General features: G+C 65.0%; 13 protein-coding genes. 8 read left to right on the top strand and 5 right to left on the bottom strand.

Annotated elements, in window-relative coordinates:
- Positions 1 to 44: 44 nt before the first annotated feature.
- The 4 genes from manD to ACIQTZ_RS05105 all read left to right on the top strand — a co-directional run bounded on the left by manD (position 45) and on the right by ACIQTZ_RS05105 (position 5,889).
- Complete coding sequence (gene manD, locus ACIQTZ_RS05120) at positions 45 to 1,274, top strand: D-mannonate dehydratase ManD (protein ID WP_402978152.1); 1,230 nt, start codon at positions 45 to 47, stop codon at positions 1,272 to 1,274.
- Positions 1,264 to 3,573, top strand: a complete 2,310-nt coding sequence (locus tag ACIQTZ_RS05115; RefSeq protein WP_402978149.1) for a gluconokinase, GntK/IdnK-type — start codon at positions 1,264 to 1,266, stop codon at positions 3,571 to 3,573. The genes manD and ACIQTZ_RS05115 overlap by 11 nt, the downstream gene beginning before the upstream one ends.
- 490 nt (positions 3,574 to 4,063) lie before the next feature.
- Positions 4,064 to 4,636 (top strand): orotate phosphoribosyltransferase, encoded by a 573-nt coding sequence (pyrE, locus tag ACIQTZ_RS05110; protein ID WP_402978146.1) that lies wholly within the window; start codon positions 4,064 to 4,066, stop codon positions 4,634 to 4,636.
- 104 nt (positions 4,637 to 4,740) lie between these two features.
- Complete coding sequence (locus tag ACIQTZ_RS05105; protein WP_402978143.1) at positions 4,741 to 5,889, top strand: alpha/beta fold hydrolase; 1,149 nt, start codon at positions 4,741 to 4,743, stop codon at positions 5,887 to 5,889.
- A gap of 3 nt (positions 5,890 to 5,892) precedes the next feature.
- On the opposite strand, the gene ACIQTZ_RS05100 is transcribed toward ACIQTZ_RS05105, so the two are convergent.
- Positions 5,893 to 6,573, bottom strand: a complete 681-nt coding sequence (locus ACIQTZ_RS05100; protein ID WP_402946094.1) for a tyrosine-protein phosphatase — start codon at positions 6,571 to 6,573, stop codon at positions 5,893 to 5,895.
- A 10-nt stretch (positions 6,574 to 6,583) separates the two neighbouring features.
- Positions 6,584 to 7,414 (bottom strand): HAD-IIA family hydrolase, encoded by an 831-nt coding sequence (locus ACIQTZ_RS05095; protein ID WP_400337286.1) that lies wholly within the window; start codon positions 7,412 to 7,414, stop codon positions 6,584 to 6,586.
- 291 nt (positions 7,415 to 7,705) lie between these two features.
- Here ACIQTZ_RS05095 and ACIQTZ_RS05090 point away from each other — a divergent pair, with 291 nt between their 5' ends.
- The 4 genes from ACIQTZ_RS05090 (at position 7,706) to ACIQTZ_RS05075 (ending at position 11,333) form a co-directional block, all read left to right on the top strand.
- Positions 7,706 to 8,983, top strand: coding sequence for a hypothetical protein (locus ACIQTZ_RS05090; protein ID WP_402978140.1), 1,278 nt, complete (start codon positions 7,706 to 7,708; stop codon positions 8,981 to 8,983).
- Between the two features lie 105 nt (positions 8,984 to 9,088).
- Positions 9,089 to 9,745, top strand: coding sequence for a TrmH family RNA methyltransferase (locus ACIQTZ_RS05085; protein WP_402978614.1), 657 nt, complete (start codon positions 9,089 to 9,091; stop codon positions 9,743 to 9,745).
- A 146-nt stretch (positions 9,746 to 9,891) separates the two neighbouring features.
- Positions 9,892 to 10,911, top strand: coding sequence for a class II fructose-bisphosphate aldolase (fbaA, locus tag ACIQTZ_RS05080; protein WP_397326363.1), 1,020 nt, complete (start codon positions 9,892 to 9,894; stop codon positions 10,909 to 10,911).
- Complete coding sequence (locus ACIQTZ_RS05075; protein WP_402978137.1) at positions 10,911 to 11,333, top strand: DUF3151 domain-containing protein; 423 nt, start codon at positions 10,911 to 10,913, stop codon at positions 11,331 to 11,333. Before fbaA ends, ACIQTZ_RS05075 begins: the two co-directional genes overlap by 1 nt.
- Positions 11,334 to 11,457: 124 nt before the next feature.
- On the opposite strand, the gene ACIQTZ_RS05070 is transcribed toward ACIQTZ_RS05075, so the two are convergent.
- From ACIQTZ_RS05070 to ACIQTZ_RS05060, 3 genes are read right to left on the bottom strand one after another with little or no spacing between them, the layout of a single operon-like run.
- Positions 11,458 to 12,270 (bottom strand): ABC transporter ATP-binding protein, encoded by an 813-nt coding sequence (locus ACIQTZ_RS05070; protein ID WP_402978134.1) that lies wholly within the window; start codon positions 12,268 to 12,270, stop codon positions 11,458 to 11,460.
- Positions 12,267 to 13,331, bottom strand: a complete 1,065-nt coding sequence (fepG, locus tag ACIQTZ_RS05065; protein WP_402978131.1) for an iron-enterobactin ABC transporter permease — start codon at positions 13,329 to 13,331, stop codon at positions 12,267 to 12,269. The genes ACIQTZ_RS05070 and fepG overlap by 4 nt, the downstream gene beginning before the upstream one ends.
- The gene (locus tag ACIQTZ_RS05060) at positions 13,328 to 14,467 is read right to left on the bottom strand and encodes an iron chelate uptake ABC transporter family permease subunit (RefSeq protein ID WP_402978128.1); all 1,140 of its coding nucleotides are present in this window, start codon (positions 14,465 to 14,467) and stop codon (positions 13,328 to 13,330) included. The genes fepG and ACIQTZ_RS05060 overlap by 4 nt, the downstream gene beginning before the upstream one ends.
- Positions 14,468 to 14,479 lie beyond the last annotated feature (12 nt).

Raw genomic sequence — 14,479 nt, 5'->3', positions numbered from 1 at the left:
AAGAGCCGAGATCCCACCCTCGCGGCCCGAAAGGATCCTTGATCATGAAAATCATCGCCGCTGACGTCTTCGTGACCAGCCCGTCCCGTAACTTCGTTACCCTGCGGATCACCACCGAAGACGGTGTGACCGGCATCGGTGACGCGACCCTGAACGGCAGGGAGCTCGCCGTGGCTGCGTACCTGAAGGAGCACGTGGCCCAGCTGCTGATCGGCAAGGACCCGCACCGGATCGAGGACACCTGGCAGTTCCTTTACCGTTCCTCATACTGGCGCCGTGGCCCCGTGACCATGGCAGCGATTGCCGCCGTCGACATGGCGTTGTGGGATATCAAGGGCAAGATGGCCGGCATGCCGGTGTACCAGCTCCTGGGCGGTGCGTCCCGCAACGGGCTGCGCGCGTACGGGCATGCTTCGGGTTCGGACATCCCGTCGCTGTTCGATTCGGTCCGTGAGCACCTGGAACTGGGCTACAAGTCGATCCGGATCCAGACCGCGATCCCGGGCATTAAGGCCGTGTACGGTGTCGCCGCCCAGGCCCAGGCTTCCGGCGAACGGTACGACTACGAACCTGCCGGCCGTGGCGCGTTCCCGCAGGAAGAGGACTGGGACACCCGCGCGTACCTGCGCCACTTGCCCACCGTGTTCGAGGCCGTGCGCAACGAGTTCGGCCCGGAAATCCCGCTCCTCCACGACGGCCACCACCGCATGACCCCCATCCAGGCCGCCAAGCTCGGCAAGGCCCTGGAACCGTACGACCTCTTCTGGCTCGAAGACTGCACCCCGGCCGAGAACCAGGAGGGCCTCCGCCTGGTCCGCCAGCACACCACCACCCCGCTGGCCATCGGCGAAATCTTCAACACCGTGTACGACTACCAGACCCTCATCAAGGAACAGCTGATCGACTACGTCCGCGCCGCCTCTACGCACTTCGGCGGGATCAGCCCGTTGAAGAAGGTCATGGACTTCGCCGCGCAGTACCAGATCAAGTCCGGCTTCCACGGCCCCACGGACATTTCCCCGGTGGGCTTCGCCGCGCAGCTGCACGTGGGCCTGGCCATCCACAACTACGGCATCCAGGAGTACATGCAGCACTCGGACAAGACCAACGAGGTCTTCCAGCAGTCCATGACGTTCAAGGACGGCTACCTGCACCCCGGCGATGAGCCCGGCATCGGCGTCGAATTCAACGAAGAAGCAGCTGCGGCCTTCCCGTACCAACAGGCCTACCTGCCTTACAACCGCCTCGTGGACGGCACCGTTCATGACTGGTAAATCCCGCGCAATTAACGACGGCGGCACTTACGACGGCGGCACCCGCCCCGCTGCTTCCGGTCGCCACGTTGTGGTCATGGGCGTGGCCGGCTGCGGCAAAAGCACCGTCGGTGCCGCCCTGGCCGAACGCCTCGGTGCGGAATTCCTCGACGGCGATGCGCTGCACCCGCAGTCGAACATCGACAAGATGGCCTCCGGTACTCCGCTCAACGACGACGACCGGGCACCCTGGCTGGCCGAAATCGGCAGGCGATTCTCGGCGTCGGACGCTCCCTTGGTCATCGCGTGCAGCGCGCTCAAGCGCGCCTACCGGGACATCATCCGGTCCGGTGACCCGACCGTATCGTTCGTGCACCTGCACGGCACCCGCGAAATCCTGAACGAACGCATGAACTCCCGCCCGGGCCACTTCATGCCGGCCTCCCTGCTCGACTCGCAATTGGCTACTCTTGAACATCTCCAAGCCGACGAAGCAGGAGTGGTTGTGGACATCGAAACGCCCGTGCAGCAGATCGTTGACCGAGCCGCGGAGGAGTTGCTCGGCTCGCAGGATGATGCCGCCAGGTTCCTGGTGGACCTCAAGGCCGCGCCCTTCAACTTGGACGATTCCGCCGTGGAATGGGTTGAATCCACGTTGGCGTCCATGACGCTCGAAGAGAAGATCGGGCAACTCTTCATCAACCACAACAATGACTACTCGCCCGAATACCTTGACGGTGTCCTGGAGAACTTCCATGTGGGTGGGATGCGGTACCGGCCCGGTCCGTCCGCGGCGGTGCAGGAACACATCCGGTACGCGCAGTCCAAGACGCGGATTCCGTTGTTGGTGGCGTCGAACCCGGAAATGGGCGGCGCAGGAAGCTGCGATGATGGCACGTTCGTCTCCACGCACCTGCAGGCCGGTTCGCACCCGGACAAGTCGATCGCCCGGCGCATGGGCGAGGTGGCCGGCGTCGAAACCGCTGCCCTTGGCTGCAATTGGGCGTTCGCGCCGATCGTGGACATCCACTACAACTGGCGGAACACCGTCATCTCCACGCGCGCCTTCGGGAACACCCCGGAGATTGTGGTGGAGCGGGCCAAGGAGTACTTCGACGGCATCAGCGAGTCGCCCACGGTCTGTGCCATGAAGCACTTTCCCGGCGACGGGATCGACGAGCGCGACCAGCATGTGGTCACCTCCTACAACACCTTGGGCTACGAGGAATGGAACCGCACGTACGGGCACGTGTACCGCGAAATGATTGGGCACGGCGTGCAGTCGATCATGGTGGGACACATTGGTGCGCCCGAGGTTTCCCGGCATTTCCGCCCCGGGCTGGCGGACGCGGAGATCCGTCCCGCAACGCTCGCGCCTGAACTGCTGCAGGACCTCCTTCGTGGCGAACTGGGCTTCAACGGCCTGGTGCTCACGGACGCTTCGCTCATGGTGGGCCTGACCCAGGCCATGAAGCGGCGCGACCTGGTGCCTGCAACCATCGCTGCCGGTTGCGACATGTTCCTCTTCTTCCGTAATCCGGAGGAAGACTTCGGGTTCATGCTCGACGGGTACAAATCGGGCGTCATCTCCGATTCCCGCCTGGAAGATGCGCTGCGCAGGATCCTTGGGCTGAAGGCGAGCCTGGGGCTGCACGTTCGCACCCAGCTGGTTCCACCAGCGGAAGCGCTGGCTGTGATCGGCAGCCAAGCCCACAGAGCGATCGCCGCTGACATCGCGGACAAAACTGTCACCCTGGTCAAGGACACCGCCCACAACCTGCCCATCACGCCGGAAACCCACAAGCGCATCCGGCTTTACGGCATCTCGGGTGGGGCGGACTTTACCCGGGCCGATCCTCTGGCCTATCTGGACACGGTCAAGGAAGAGCTCGAAGCCGCGGGGTTTGCGGTTGACGTGTTCAAGACCGCCGAGCAGCGCGAAGCCGCGGGGGAGACGGGCATGAACTTCATGCGGGTCCTCTCAGAGGAAGCCACCGCCGACTACCCCGAGCGTTACGACGCGGCCCTCGTCTTCGCCAACGTGAAGGGTTTCGCGCAGGAAGCGGCCATCCGCATCAAGTGGTCCTCGCCGATGGCCGCCGAGATCCCCTGGTACGCCACGGAGGTGCCCACGGTGTTCGTTTCCTTGAACCAGCCGAACCACCTGATCGACGTGCCCATGGTCAAAACCGCCATTCACGCCCACGCTGGGACGCGCGAAGCAATCCGTGCCACCATCCAGAAAATCCAGGGGAAGTCCGAGTTCCAGGGAACGTTCAACGAGAACGTGTTCTGCGATTCGTTCGACACCCGCCTCTAGCTCCTGGCTCTCGGCCGGGAGGCTTTGATACAGGGGCGCGTCCTCCCCGCCATCACGGAGGACGCGCGGAATGCCCGGTACGGCCCACAAGGCCGTGCCGGGTTTTTCCATTCCGGCGTCACGATCCGGCGGGCCGCGTCTCTCACCTAAGTGAGGCCTTAGAGCCTGACGGAGCTTGATGGGAGTGTCGATCTGCAGTGCAGGAAAAAGGTAGGAGAGCGCAGCTGGGTTTGATCCTGCTGGGAAGTCATGTGTTTGTTGGATCGGCGACCGGCCTCATCGTCTCGGGGTGGATGGCTGATGACTACCACTTGCACACAGACCAGACCCTCCTGCATCCTTTGTGGCTTGGCCTTATGAGCGGTGCCCTTCTTGCTGTTGTCGGTGTGCTTTGGCGGGGCCTGCGGCGTCGGGCACTCGCCGGGGCTTTCGCGACGAGGGGCGTGGAGACCGCTCAAAACCGTTACCCACCTTCCGTAGAATAGGAGCCATGACTTCCTCGCCTGAGACCTCCGTTGCCCGCACCCGCCTTCTTGAACTCATCAAAGAATTGGCGGTGGTCCGCGGAAAGGTGATCCTCTCCAGTGGCAAGGAAGCCGACTACTACATTGACCTCCGCCGCATCACCCTCCACCACGAGGCCTCCAAGCTGGTGGGCCAGGTCATGCTGGCAATGATTGACGACGCCGGGATCCCGCTTGAGTGCGCCGGCGGACTCACCATGGGTGCTGACCCCGTCGGTACCGCCGTGATGCACGCTGCCGTTGACGCAGGCCGTGTGGTTGACGCATTCGTTGTCCGCAAGGCGCAGAAGTCGTACGGCATGGGTCGCCAGGTGGAAGGTCCTTCCGTTGAAGGCCGCAACGTGGTGGTCCTCGAGGACACCTCCACCACCGGCGGGTCCGCGCTGACCGCCGTCGAAGGTGTCCGCAAGGCGGGCGGCAACGTAGTGGCCGTCGCCGTGATCGTGGATCGCAACACTGGCGCCAAGGAAAAGATCGAAGCCGAAACCGGCGTTCCGTACCTCTTCGCGTTCGGCAAGGACGAACTCGGCCTCGACTAAGGAAAATGCGGCAGGTGGCGCCCTCAAGGGCGCATCCTACGGGCATCCGCGGTGCACTTTCCACGGGGCTGTAAGGCCGTGCTTTCGAAGCCTATGCTTGCTGCGTGGGCGTTCAGGTAGGGAAACTTCCGGCACCGCCGGAAGTAGAGGAAGACCTCCCGCTGCCCGCCACGCCTGCGCCGGGCCCTGAGCCCGGAGCGGGGACGGAGTCGGCGGAGGATCCGGGTTCATGGGCCCGGATCCTGCCTTATGCTGTCCGGTTGAAGAAGACGTCCCGACGTAACTTCCTCATCACCGCCGGCGCCTCGGCAGCGCTGGCGGGGGACATGCTCTTCACCCGACATGTGCAGGCCGAACGCCGCGCTCCGAAGATCCTCCGCGTTCCGGACTCCTTCGCGGACCTTTACTTCCCGAAGGCCAGTTGGATCCTCTTTCCGGGTTACAAAACCAGTTGGGAAGAGGCCCAATGGATCCTCAACTCATTGCGCCCTGCCCTGCACCAGCGGGGACGCCTGGCCGCCGTCGGATACTCCAACCTGGGGTTGGACGTTGACGAGGTTGTCCGCGAACTCGTCCTCCACGTCCGCGAGCTGGGCCTGGAGAAGCTGTATTTCTACGGCCACAGCTTCGGCGGGATGCTGGCCACACAGGTCGCGGCCCGCTTGCTGGAATTGCACGGTGTGGAAACCGAACTGATCGTCCTGGATTCCAGTCCCTTCAGCCGGGCCGATGTCTTGGATCAAAGCTGGTTCGACGGCGTGGTGTTCCTTTACGAGAACGGCTTCCGCATTCCGTCGGTCCTCCGCGGCGGCTATGAATTGGGGGAGCGGCTGGTCCATAAGGACGAGCGCTCCTGGCGGCAGATCCTGGACCAAACCGCCGAGCAACTCTCGCCGATCGCGCCGTCGAGTGTGCTGGTCCAGACTGAGTCCGCCTACATCTACCATTTCGATGGGCTGCGCTTCGTGGGCAAGCTGGGCCCGGCAAAGATGGCCTACATGGGCAACTCAGCCGATGCCACCGTGAACTACGTGACGGCCCGTGCCGGGTGGAGCAGGGTGTTCGCCGAGAACATGAAGCTGCCCATCCTCAGTACCGAGGGAGCACGGCCGGCCCACGCCAGCCCGCAATGGAACCCCGACGTGTACCGGCCGTTGCTGGAGCACGTGCAGAACCAGCTGGAGCCGTTGCCTGCCACCCCCGAAGAGCCGTCCTACAAGGAACCGAACGGTCGGATCATCCGCCCCGCGTAGCTTTCAGGAACCGAGCCGCAGGGTTTCAACCTCGACGGCGGTCAGGCCCGCCTGGCGCAGGAAGGCGCCGGCGTCGCCGAACTCGCGGGCAAAGCCAACCAGGAAATGCCGGATGGCAGCTTCCGGGCTTTGCAGGATCATGAGCTCGGGGCTGAAGTATTGTGCCGGAGTCGAAGGGACGTGCAGCCGCCACGTGGCAGCCATGGTCTCCAGAACGGTAGGCAGGTTGGCAGTGGTTGCCGTGTAGTCGTTCACCACAGCTTCGTCTGAAGCGCCGGAGGCCAGGAGCGCCAAGGCCGACACCACACCCGTCCGGTCCTTACCCAGAGAACAATGGATCAAGGTCCTTTTCCCCTGGGCCACAGGTCGCAGCGCATCCGCAGCCCATTCGGGCCGGATACGGAGCCAGCCCAGATAGAGATCCCCCAAATCCTCGGGAGTCTCCACGGCCTGCAGCGATCCGGCAACTGCGTTGGGATCCAGCGGGTTGTTGATCAGTTCCGGCGAGGTTTCGCTGACCAGCCACGGAACCATGGTCCGCTCGAGCTCGCTTCGGAGATCGACGATGGCCTGGATGCCGTGTTCCGTCAGGAATTCCGACGTCGACGCGGCATCCAGGCCAAACGGCTGGCTCCCCCTGAGAATCCGGCCGCCGGCCAGGGGACGCAGATTGAGCACAGCCATGGTGGAGTCCTTAGATCTGGCTCTTGAGGTCGGCTACGGAGTTCAGGACCTGGTTGGGCCGGAACGGGAAGGACACGATCTCGTCGCGCTGCGTGATGCCGCTGAGGACCAGCACGGTGTGGAGGCCGGCCTCCATGCCCGCGATGATGTCGGTGTCCATGCGGTCACCGATCATGGCGGTGGTTTCGGAGTGGGCATCGATCTGGTTCATGGCAGAGCGGAACATCATGGGGTTCGGTTTGCCCACGATGTACGGCTCGCGGCCGGTGGCCTTGGTGATCATTGCCGCGATGGCTCCGGTAGCGGGGAGCGGGCCGTCCTTGGAGGGGCCGGTGGCGTCAGGGTTGGTGGCGATGAAGCGGGCGCCGGCCAGGATGTGGCGGACGGCCGTGGTGATTGCCTCGAAGGAGTAGGTGCGGGTTTCGCCGAGGACCACGAAATCGGGATCGGTGTCCGTGAGGATGAATCCGGCCTCGTGGAGGGCAGTGGTGAGGCCTGCTTCGCCGATGGTGTAGGCGCGGTTTCCGGAGTCCGAGGACTTGACCTGGTCCTTGAGGAACTGCGCCGTGGCCAGGGCCGAGGTCCAGATGTTTTCTTCCGGGATCTCAAGTCCGGAGGCGCGCAGGCGTGCTGCGAGGTCCCTGGGGGTGAAGATGGAGTTGTTGGTCAGCACCAGGAAGCGCTTGGAGGTATCCACCCAGCGCTGGATGAGCTCGGCAGCTCCGGGGATTGCCTGGTTTTCGTGGACCAGTACGCCGTCCATGTCCGTCAGCCAACACTCGATTTCATGGCCGTTGCGGTACACGGAGTCGGACGTCTGGGGCGTGGATTCTTCTGCCATATTTGCCTCCGGCTGGGATTGTTCATGCACTGCGTCCCAGTCTTTCATTATTCGGACCTCCAGACACCCCGGGGTCTTGCTATGTGGATAGATCTCCCCATCCGGAAAGCGGAGTTTGACTTGCGGCCACCTCCCTTGGCTGCACTACCCTTGTGGCTGCGCAGGCGTCCCGCAACCGTGGATCGGGGGATCGACACGGTGACTTCAGAGGCGTCGGCGCGGACCAGGTCCCCTGTTCTGATCGCCATGCCGGCAACGCAAGACGCCGGTCTCCTGAAAGGGCCCTGACACATGAGCAACACCAACGGAGCGCCGCAGCCTCCCTACAACCCCGACGGCATTCCCCAGCCGCGCTACGACACCAGCCAAGGCCAGTATCAGCAGTACCAGTCAGGCCAGGCGCAGCCGATGTACAGGCCGGAGGAACAACACCAAGCCAGTCCGCAACAAGCAACAGGCAACCCACACGAGGCCCCTACGCAGGCGTTCCCGGCGCAACCAGGGATTCCCGGCCAGAACGAGGCCCCGACCCAGGCGTTCCCCACCCAGCCCGGAGGCCCAGGCCAGCCCTCCGGCGCAGGCCAGCCCGGCTACCCCGGAACCGCAGGCCAGCCCGGCCAGCCTGGGTACCCCGGCCAGCCCGCCGGCGCAGGCCAGCCCGGCTACCCCGGCCAGCCCGGCGGACCCAACCCCAACCCGGGCGACCACAACAAGAAGGCGCTGTTCCTGATCCTCGGCGGGATCGCCGTCGTCGTGGTTATTGCGCTGGTGGTGGTCTTCGCCTGGTTGATCCCTTCGGCCGCCAAGCCCGTGGCCGTGGACACGGCAGCCCCAAGCGCGCAAGCCAGCGATGCGGCCGCGGACCCCTCCGCGGAAGCGGACCCGTCGGGGGAGGCCGAGCCGTCGGCGGAAGCCGAACCGTCGGCGTCCTCGGACATCCCCGCCGGCGCCATCCCGCTCCCCGCGGGCTGGGACCAATTGGCAGGCCCCAGCAACGTGCCCGTCGACGGCGATCCGTTGTTCAGCAAGTGGGTGACGGGCGAATCCTCGTTCCAGTACCTGGCCGACTGGACGCACGACGAGTCGTTCGGCATCACCAAGGACCCCTCCACTGGCGAGGAAATCCAGAAGAAGGCCCAAGGCACCACGGAAACCGATGGCGACGGGATCGCAGTGGCCTACGCCTTCTTCGCCGAATCCGAGGAAGGGAAGTTCGGGAAGGATCCCGCGGATGTCAAGAAAGCCATCACGGACATTGAAGCCCGCTACAAGGGCATGACCGCCACGGAATTGCCGCAGAACCTGGTGGGCCATAAGTGCGCCTCGGACTTCAAGACCACCATGCCGGAGACCCGCGAATTCCGCCGCGGAGCTGCAGTGGTGGTCGGGTTCACGTGCACTAACGCACGCGGTAAAGATATTCAGGCCGTCAACCTGTTCTCCGTCACACCGTGGGGCACCCCGCAGATGCTGGGCGTGAGCGGACACAAGACGTACTGGGACGCGCACCCGGGCCTCATGCAGCAGTTGGCCAATTCCTACCGCATCAACAAGTGGAAGGTTGGCTAACCAGCCCGTTCGGCTGAGCGGGCACCGGGCACGGGGCACTTGGCACGCGGCTAAAGTTGAAGGGTGACTGACCTCCCCACTGATGCCTCCGGGCCCAACGCAGCCCTGCCCGCCCCCGACGCAACTCCTGCGGAAGGGGAGGCGGAAGCGAAGGCGGAGGTCGGCGTCGGGCCTTGGGAAGGTGAGTGGCCCGAAGGCGAGCACTGGGACCCGGACCTGCTGCGCGACGGCGACCGCCGGAACGTCGTGGACCAGTACCGCTACTGGAAGCACGAATCGATCGTGGCGGACCTGGATGCCAAGCGCCACGACTTCCATATCGCGATCGAGAACTGGCAGCACGACCTCAACATCGGCACCGTGGTGCGTACCGCGAATGCGTTCCTCGCCAAGGAAGTCCACATCATCGGACGACGGCGGTGGAACCGTCGCGGGGCCATGGTTACCGACCGCTACCAGCACGTCCGCCACCACCCGACTGTTGAGGATTTTGTGCAGTGGGCGGAGGAGGAAGGGCTCGCGGTGATCGGCATCGACATCTTCCCGGATTCGGTGCCGCTGGAAACCTACGACCTCCCCCGGAAGTGCGTGCTGGTGTTCGGGCAGGAAGGCCCGGGCCTCACCCCGGAGGTCCACGATGCCGCCGTTGTCACGCTGTCCATCGAGCAATTCGGCTCCACCCGCTCCATGAACGCAGCCTCCGCAGCAGCCATTGCCATGCACGCCTGGGTGCGCCGGCACGTGTTCAACCAGCCCGTGTAGCCCTCCCGCACCTTCGAAGCGGAAGTGTTACCAGCCCGAGTGACCGGAAACACGGGGGCCGGATGGTTGTCGCTAGGATGGTGCTAGCCGTAAGCGGTCTACTCCAGGGTCACCAACCCACAGACGAATTCAGCATAGGAGTCACCATGCCCATTGCAACCCCAGAGATTTACTCCGAGATGATCGACCGCGCAAAGGCTGGCGGCTTCGCCTTCCCCGCGGTCAACGTGACGTCGTCGCAGACTCTGAACGCTGCGATCCGCGGTTTCGCCGAGGCCGAATCCGACGGCATCATCCAGGTCTCCACCGGTGGCGCTGCCTACTGGTCCGGCGCCTCCGTCAAGGACATGGTGGCCGGTTCCCTCGGCTTCGCCGCGTTCGCCCGCGAGGTTGCCAAGAACTACAACGTCAACATCGCCCTGCACACGGACCACTGCCCGCAGGACAAGCTCGAGGGCTTTGTCCTCCCGCTGCTGGCCGCTTCCGAGGAAGCCGTCAAGGCCGGCAAGGACCCCATCTTCAACTCCCACATGTGGGACGGCTCGCACGAGACCCTGGAAGACAACCTGCGCATCGGCCGCGAACTGCTGCAGCGTGCGGCTGCCGCCAAGATCATCCTCGAGGTGGAAATCGGCACCGTCGGCGGTGAAGAAGACGGCGTGGAGAACGAGATCAACGACAAGCTCTACACCACCACCGAAGACGCCCTCGCCACCATCGAAGCCTTGGGTGCCGGTGAAAACGGCCGTTACCTGACCGCTCTGACCTTCGGCAACGTGCACGGCGTCTACAAGCCGGGCAACGTCAAGCTTCGCCCGGAACTGCTCAAGCAGATCCAGGCCGAGGTGGGCGCCAAGATCGGCAAGGAAAACCCCTTCGACCTCGTCTTCCACGGCGGTTCGGGTTCCACCGAGCAGGAAATCGCTGACGCTGTGTCCTTCGGTGTGATCAAGATGAACATCGACACCGACACGCAGTACGCGTTCACCCGCCCGGTGGCCGGCCACATGCTCGCCAACTACGACGGCGTCCTGAAGGTCGACGGCGGTTTGGGCAACAAGAAGACCTACGACCCCCGTGTCTGGGGTGCTTCGGCTGAAGCCGGCATGGCAGCACGCATTGTCGAGGCCGCCCAGCAGCTCGGATCGGCTGGCAAGACGTTCTAATGTCCGACGAATTCCGGAAGAACCTCATGGGGCCGGAGCCCACGCTCCTGCCCGCCGAAACCGATGTGTACCAGCACCTTGCCCTCGGCAAGGAAGCATTGGACCTTGTGGCGCAGAACCCCACGTCGTCCCTGCTGTGGGCCATCCTCGCGGAAGAAGCGTGGGCAGAGGGCCGGACCATCGAGTCCTACGCCTACGCCCGCGTTGGCTACCACCGCGGCCTGGATTCCCTGCGCCGGAACGGTTGGCGCGGCGTCGGGCCCATCCCGTGGGAGCACGAACCCAACCAGGGCTTCCTGCGTGCGCTCTACGCGCTGGGACGTGCCGCGGCTGCGATCGGCGAAGCCGATGAGCCCGAGCGGATCGAGCAGTTCCTGAACGACTCGGACCCGAAGGCCAAGGCAGCGATCGAAGCCCGGTAAGGCATCAAGCAGATAACGACGGCGACCCTCACCGAAAAGGCGAGGGTCGCCGTCGCGCGTTAACCCGCCCAACTGGGTCGCAGTTAAGCGCGTTTTGACCCGTCAAAACGCGCACAAATGCGACTCAGTTGGGTAAGCGCGGGCGGCCCAGCGGCACCACCAGCGGAGTGTGGGTGACGGGGTCATCAATGATCCGGCAGGCCATCCCGAACACTTCCTCCACCAAGGATTCAGTGATCACGGAAGCGGGCGCACCTTCAGCGACCACGACTCCGTCCTTCATGGCGATGATGTTGTCCGCGTAGCGGCTGGCGTGGTTGAGGTCGTGCAGCACGGCAACCAGCGTGTGGCCTTTGTCCAGGTTGAGCTCACGGCACAGTTCCAGCAGCTCGATCTGGTGGGCGATGTCCAGGAACGTGGTGGGCTCGTCCAGAAGCAGGAGCGGGGTCTGCTGGGCAAGCACCATGGCTACCCACACACGCTGGCGCTGGCCGCCGGAGAGCTCGTCCACCAAACGCCCGGACAACGCGGAAACACCGGTGGCCTCCATAGCGGAAACCACGGCGGCTTCGTCTTCCGGGCTCCACTGCCGCAGCAGCTTCTGGTGCGGGTACCGGCCACGGGCAACGAGGTCCGCCACGGTGATGCCGTCCGGTGCGATGGGCGATTGCGGCAGCAAGCCCAGGCGCCGCGCGAGTTCCTTTGCCGGCAAGGCGTGCACGGACTTGCCGTCCAGCAACACCAGCCCGTGGCGTGGCTTGATCAGCCGGGCGAGTGCCCTCAAAAGCGTGGACTTACCGCACGCGTTCGGACCAACAATCACCGTGAACGAGCCCTCGGGGATCCGGACGTTGAGGTTCTCGGAGATGATGCGTTGCTCGTAGCCGATGGTCAGGTCCTCGGCGCGAAGCTGAGGGGCGGAGGTTGTGATGGTCATGATTTCCTTGCTTCCCTGGCCAGCAGCCAAACGAGGTAGATACCGCCGATGCACACCGTCACCACGCCCACGGGCAGCTGGATCGGGGCGAACAGGCGTTGTGCTGCGAGGTCGCTCGCGGCCAGGAGGAACGCGCCCATGAAGGCCGACGGCAGCAAGGTGATGCCGGCGCTCCGGGTCAGCCGGCGGGCCAGTTGCGGTGCGGCGAGGGCTACGAAAGCGATGGGCCCGGCCACCGCGGTGACGGCGGCAGTCAGGGCTACGCCGAGGACCAGCAGCAGCAAACGGGTGGGTTCAGCCCGGACGCCCAAGGCGCGTGCGGCGTCGTCGCCCATTTCCAGCAACTGCATCCGCCGCGACACAACAAGCGTTGCCAAGCCAACCAGGACAACCACGACGGCGGCAGGCGCCGCTTGCTCCCACGTGATGCCGTTGAGGGACCCGGCTCCCCAGACGGCGGCGGCCAGGGCCGCTTCAAGCTCGGCCTGGAGGATGAGCCAATGGTTGAGGGCCGCGAGCATGGCGCTGATGCCGATGCCGACGATGATGAGCCGGAAGCCCTGCGACCCGCGGCGGAAGGCGAGCAGGTACACCGCGATCGCCGTGAGCACGCCGCCAACCAGCGCTCCGGCGGCCACTCCAAGGTAGCCCCCACCAAGTGTGAGCATCACGACGAGGGCCCCGGTGTACGCGCCGGTGTTGAAGCCGATGATGTCCGGGCTGCCCAGCGGGTTGCGGGTCATGGATTGGAAGACGCCGCCGCTCATCCCCAGGGCCGCACCGAAGACGAGCGCCGACAGGACCCTGGGGAGCCGCCACTCCATCACGATGGTCTGGGCGAACCCGGGAGCGTCGCCCGTGAACGCCTGCAGGACCTGCTGCATAGAGACCTTGTAGTCGCCGGTGGACAGGGAAACCACGGCAACGGCAAGCGTCGCAGCGAGCAGGGCGAAGCACACCAGGATGCTCCGGACATCGAACCGGACGCTGAGGGAACGCACGCGCAGCAAGACGGTGGAACGGCCAAAGTCGACCCCTTGCCGGGCGTCCAAACGCGTCACAGTCCGCTCACCTTCCGGCGCCGGGCCAGCGCGATCAGCACGGGCGCGCCAACAAACGCGGTGACCACACCTACCGGCAGTTCGCCGGGCGCGGCCACCCTGCCCACCACATCGGAAACCAGCAAGAGAGTAGGAGAGAGCAGCAACGTGGTGGCCAGGATCCAGCGCTGGTCCGGCCCGACGATCCATCGTGCGACGTGCGGGATCATGAGGCCGACGAAGCCGATGGCACCGGCTCCGGCTGTCGCGGCTCCGCTGAGCAGCGTGATGGCGACGACGCCCAGGATCCGCGTCCGGTTGACGTTCGCCCCGAGGGATGTGGCCAGGTCGTCGCCGAGGGCTACGGCGTTGAGCCCACGCACGCAGAACAGGGCGATCAGGAGTCCTGCGGCAATGAACGGGGCCACAGTGGTGACGGCTTCCATGCTGCGGGTGTCCAGGGAGCCGATGCTCCATGAGCGCAAATGGTCGAACGCCTTGGGGTTGAGCAGGGTCAGCCCGGAACCAATGCCTGTCAGTACGGCTCCCAGGGCTACGCCGGCCAGGGTGAGCCGGATGGGATTCACCACATTCCGGCCGGACGTCCCTATCAAGTACACGGCGGCGGTGGTCAGGATGGCTCCGAGGAACGCGAACCAGATGTAGCCGCCCAGCGAGCTGATCCCCAGGATGCCGATGGCCAGCACCATGGCAAACGAGGCGCCGGCATTGACCCCCAGGATGCCGGGGTCGGCCAGCGGGTTCCGCGTGATGGCCTGGATGAGCGCGCCGGATACACCGAGCGCGATCCCGGCCACGATCCCCATCAAGGTGCGGGGAAGGCGGCTTTGCAGGATGATCCCGTGGTCCGCGATGTTCTGTGGCTGGGTGAACGCGTCCAGGATGGTGGACGCGGGAATGAACTTGGCGCCCACGCCGAGGCTCAGGAGCGCGGCGCAGAGCAGGGCTCCGGCGGCCACGGCAAGGATCAGCACGCGCCACCGGTTGGTGCGTACGACGCCGGAACCCGCGGCCGCGTTGTTGCCCGCGGGGGCGGTGGCAGGCGGCTTGCCATCGCCTGCTTCGGTGGCCGGAGCCGTCACGTTGGACACAACAAACACCACTCCGGAGGGCTCGGCTGACGATCTGAGGGGCATCCGTGTGATGAT

The organism is Paenarthrobacter sp. NPDC090520 (genome assembly GCF_044769205.1).
GTDB lineage: Bacteria > Actinomycetota > Actinomycetes > Actinomycetales > Micrococcaceae > Arthrobacter.
This window is presented reverse-complemented; position numbering and strand designations above follow the sequence as displayed.

Bases quoted from the DNA above. Each gene is read 5' to 3' on its own strand.
- manD (WP_402978152.1), top strand. From the start codon at position 45: ATGAAAATCATCGCCGCTGACGTCTTCGTGACCAGCCCGTCCCGTAAC.
- ACIQTZ_RS05115 (WP_402978149.1), top strand. From the start codon at position 1,264: ATGACTGGTAAATCCCGCGCAATTAACGACGGCGGCACTTACGACGGC.
- pyrE (WP_402978146.1), top strand. From the start codon at position 4,064: ATGACTTCCTCGCCTGAGACCTCCGTTGCCCGCACCCGCCTTCTTGAA.
- ACIQTZ_RS05100 (WP_402946094.1), bottom strand. From the start codon at position 6,573: ATGGCTGTGCTCAATCTGCGTCCCCTGGCCGGCGGCCGGATTCTCAGG.
- ACIQTZ_RS05095 (WP_400337286.1), bottom strand. From the start codon at position 7,414: ATGGCAGAAGAATCCACGCCCCAGACGTCCGACTCCGTGTACCGCAAC.
- ACIQTZ_RS05090 (WP_402978140.1), top strand. From the start codon at position 7,706: ATGAGCAACACCAACGGAGCGCCGCAGCCTCCCTACAACCCCGACGGC.
- fbaA (WP_397326363.1), top strand. From the start codon at position 9,892: ATGCCCATTGCAACCCCAGAGATTTACTCCGAGATGATCGACCGCGCA.
- ACIQTZ_RS05075 (WP_402978137.1), top strand. From the start codon at position 10,911: ATGTCCGACGAATTCCGGAAGAACCTCATGGGGCCGGAGCCCACGCTC.
- ACIQTZ_RS05070 (WP_402978134.1), bottom strand. From the start codon at position 12,270: ATGACCATCACAACCTCCGCCCCTCAGCTTCGCGCCGAGGACCTGACC.
- ACIQTZ_RS05060 (WP_402978128.1), bottom strand. From the start codon at position 14,467: ATGCCCCTCAGATCGTCAGCCGAGCCCTCCGGAGTGGTGTTTGTTGTG.